The 3,632-nt window shown below is 71.0% G+C and carries 3 protein-coding genes; 2 read left to right on the top strand and 1 reads right to left on the bottom strand.

Translation table 11 applies throughout. The features are described 5' to 3' along the window. Positions 1–640, top strand: a 640-nt coding sequence (gene whiA, locus ACWDX9_RS61145) for a DNA-binding protein WhiA (RefSeq protein WP_449973087.1), incomplete at its 5' end; no start/stop codon positions are given. A 1,005-nt stretch (positions 641–1,645) separates the two neighbouring features. Here whiA and ACWDX9_RS61140 read toward each other — a convergent pair. After that, the gene (locus ACWDX9_RS61140; RefSeq protein ID WP_449973086.1) at positions 1,646–2,287 is read right to left on the bottom strand and encodes a hypothetical protein; all 642 of its coding nucleotides are present in this window, start codon (positions 2,285–2,287) and stop codon (positions 1,646–1,648) included. 186 nt (positions 2,288–2,473) lie between these two features. Between ACWDX9_RS61140 and gap the strand changes: the two genes are divergently transcribed. Further along, complete coding sequence (gene gap, locus ACWDX9_RS61135) at positions 2,474–3,478, top strand: type I glyceraldehyde-3-phosphate dehydrogenase (protein ID WP_449973085.1); 1,005 nt, start codon at positions 2,474–2,476, stop codon at positions 3,476–3,478. Positions 3,479–3,632: the final 154 nt, after the last annotated feature.

Genomic DNA, 3,632 nt, shown 5'->3' with positions numbered 1-3,632 from the left:
GGGGCAGGCCGCGCACCGGGCGGCCGTGGTTGTCGACGAGGCCGCCTGGCGCGGCGCGTTCCTCGCGCACGGCTCCCTCACCGAGCCGGGGCGTTCGATGTCGCTCGAGGTCACCTGCCCGGGTCCGGAGGCGGCGCTCGCCCTGGTGGGCTCGGCGCGGCGGCTCAAGATCCACGCCAAGGCGCGCGAGGTGCGCGGCGTCGACCGCGTCGTGGTGCGCGACGGCGACGCCATCAGCGCGCTGCTCACCCGCCTGGGGGCGCACGACAGCGTGCTGGCCTGGGAGGAGCGCCGGATGCGCCGCGAGGTCCGGGCCACCGCCAACCGGCTGGCCAACTTCGACGACGCCAACCTGCGGCGGTCGGCGCGGGCGGCGGTGGCGGCGGGGGCGCGGGTGCAGCGCGCTCTGGAGATCCTCGGGGAGGAGGCGCCCGATCATCTGGTGGTGGCGGGGCGGCTGCGGGTGGAGCACAAGCAGGCGTCTCTGGAGGAGCTGGGGCAGATCGCCGACCCGCCGCTGACCAAGGACGCCATCGCGGGGCGGATCCGGCGCCTGCTGGCCATGGCGGACAAGCGCGCCTCCGACATGGGCATCCCCAACACCGAGGCCAACCTCACCGTCGACATGCTGGCTCCGTGATTTTTTAGATCTCCTGATGCCGCGGCTGTGACTGGTGGGGGTGCGGTCATCTGCTGCGGGGTGCGCTTCAAGCCCGTCTCTTGCGGCCGCGCGCCGGTCCTCAAGCACATCCTTTACGGCTGCGCACGGTGGGCCGCGCGCCGGTCCTCAGGCCCATCCTTTACGGCTGCGCACGGTGGGCCGCGCGCCGGTCCTCAGGCCCATCCTTTACGGCTGCGCACGGTGGGCCGCACGCGCCGACGTGGGTGGCCGTCTGTCATGGCCGGTCGTGAAGGCTCACGGGGTGCTCGCCGTGACGACGCGCATTCTGGGCCGGCTCCGTGGTCGGCTCGGCCGGGGTGCCGATGGCTGGTGCGTTGCGTGGACGGCTGGTGGCTGGAGTGACTGGTGTGCGGCCAGTGGCTGCAGCGTTGGTGGTCCGGGTGCCGGTGGCTCGTGAGCCGTGGATTCGCGGGGGCTGTGCGCGGCGCGGGAGGGCCCAGAGGCGGCGTGCTGGCTCGTTAGGTGCCGGTGGCTGGGTTGGCGGGTGGTCGGGGTGCGTAGGCGGTCCACCGGCTGGTTGGAGCACTTGGCTGGTTGGCGCCGGGTTGGGCGCTGGCCGGGGTTGGGCGCTGGCCGGGGTTGGGCGCTGGCCGGGGTTGGGCGCTGGCTGGGCACTTGGGTGGGTCGGCGCCCGGTGAGCCGGCGTCCGGTGGGTGGGCTGACGGGCGGTCGGGAGCGCCGGTCGGCGGGTTACCGAGTTGACGGGGGGCGCGCGTCGGCGGGTTGACGGTGTGCACTGCCCTGTCGGCGGGTTGCCGGATGGCCGGAATGCACGCGTCGGCGGGTTACCGGGTTGCCGGGGGTGCGCATGTCGGCGGGTTGCCGAGTTGTGGGGCGGCTGGGTGCGTGCGTCGGCGCGTTGCGGGGTGGCTGGGGTGTGCCCTGGCGGCGGGCCAGCGGACGGTCCCGGTGTGCCTGTCAGCGGGGCGGGGGTGGGGCCCGGCGCTGGTGGGGTGGGGGTGGTCAGTCCTTGGTGGGGTTGCGGGGGGTGAACAGGTCCGTTGTCGGCTTCGGGGTGGGGGCCTGGGCGGGCTCGAACGGGGCGCGGTACTCCGGCTCCGCCGACTCCGACTCCGCCTCGGCCGCCTGGGCTCTCTGGGCGCGGCGGACCCGTACCACGCGCAGGGTCAGCAGGAGCAGTGCGGCGAGGGCGGCCACGGCGATGTAGAGCCAGGCCGCCCACGACACCGAGAGCGGATCCCGGTAGAGCGAGGGTGCGTAGGGGAGCCCGGCGGAGAAGTTGTCCAGCGTGATGTCGGACAGGTCGGCGGGGCCGCGCTCGGCGGGCGGGGTGTGCAGGGTGGAGCCGATCATGATCGACGAGCCGGCGATCTGACCCGCGGCCATGGCGCCGCCCGCGTACAGCGCGGCCACGGGGATCAGGAGGATGCTGCGGGGCCGTACCGCGCCCATCGCCAGGGCGACGATCAGGGCGACCACGAGAGACGAGGCCAGCGACAGCGGATGGCCGTTGCCGAAGGCGATCACGGCGGCGGGCAGGCGGGTCTGAAACAGCACGGCCGCCCCCAGCACTGCCGCGCTGACCAGCGCAGATAGTACGCCTACAATGAGTCCGGGCAGCAGGCCGGACCGCTTGTGTGACATCTCAGCCCCCAGAGAATGCACGAATTTACATCGATGAGTCGGGCACTTTACTCGAACCTCGCAAAACGTGCCTCCGGAACGCTGATTCACATGCGGGGACCTGCAGTGGTCTAAACCAATTTAGGTCCGATAAGGTTCGTGGTTGAGGTTTCAGCCCGCCATCTGGTTTCGAGGAGATCGGTTCCCGTGAGCATCCGCGTAGGCGTCAACGGCTTCGGCCGCATCGGTCGCAACTTCTGGCGCGCTGTCGCCGCCAGCGGCAAGGACATCGAGATCGTCGCGGTCAACGACCTGACCGACAACGCGACGCTCGCCCACCTGCTGAAGTACGACAGCATCCTGGGCCGCCTGCCTTACGAGGTGAAGGCCACGAGCGACGAGATCGCGGTCGACGGCAAGGCGATCAAGGTCTTCGCCGAGCGCGACCCGGGCAAGCTGCCCTGGGGCGACCTCGGTGTGGACGTGGTCGTGGAGTCGACGGGCCTGTTCACCGACGCCACGAAGGCCAAGGCGCACGCCGAGAACGGCGCGAAGAAGGTCATCATCTCCGCTCCGGCGAAGAACGAGGACGTCACGATCGTGATGGGCGTCAACGAGAAGAGCTACGACCCGTCCAGCCACACGATCATCTCCAACGCCTCCTGCACGACCAACTGCCTGGCGCCGATGGCCAAGGTCATTCACGACACCTTCACCATCGAGAAGGGTCTGATGACCACCATCCACGCGTACACGCAGGACCAGAACCTCCAGGACGGCCCGCACGGCGACCTGCGCCGCGCCCGCGCCGCCGCGCTCAACGTGGTGCCGACCTCCACCGGCGCCGCCAAGGCCATCGGCCTGGTGCTGCCGGAGCTCAAGGGCAAGCTCGACGGCTTCGCCATGCGCGTGCCGATCCCCACCGGCTCGGCCACCGACCTCACCGTCGACGTCAGCCGCGAGGTCACCGTCGAGGAGGTCAACGCCGCGGTCAAGGCCGCCGCCGAGGGGCCGCTCAAGGGCATCCTCAGCTACACCGAGGACCAGATCGTCTCCTCCGACATCGTCACCGACCCGCACTCGTGCATCTTCGACGCTGGCCTGACCAAGGTCATCGGCAACCAGGTCAAGGTCGTCGGCTGGTACGACAACGAGTGGGGCTACTCCAACCGCCTCGCCGACCTGATCGAGCTGGTCGGCCGCGACCTCTGACCCACCGAGTCCGTGGGGGAAGCCGTTGCCTTGCCCGGTGAGGGAGGGCAACGGCTCAGAGCGAACAAGCCGCCGCCGTGGGGTGGGGCCCATGTGTTCGCGAGGGAGCGCCGTCGCCTGGACCGAGGAGCGCAGGGAGCGAAGCGACCGGAGC

The organism is Nonomuraea sp. NPDC003201, assembly GCF_053590415.1.
This window is presented reverse-complemented; position numbering and strand designations above follow the sequence as displayed.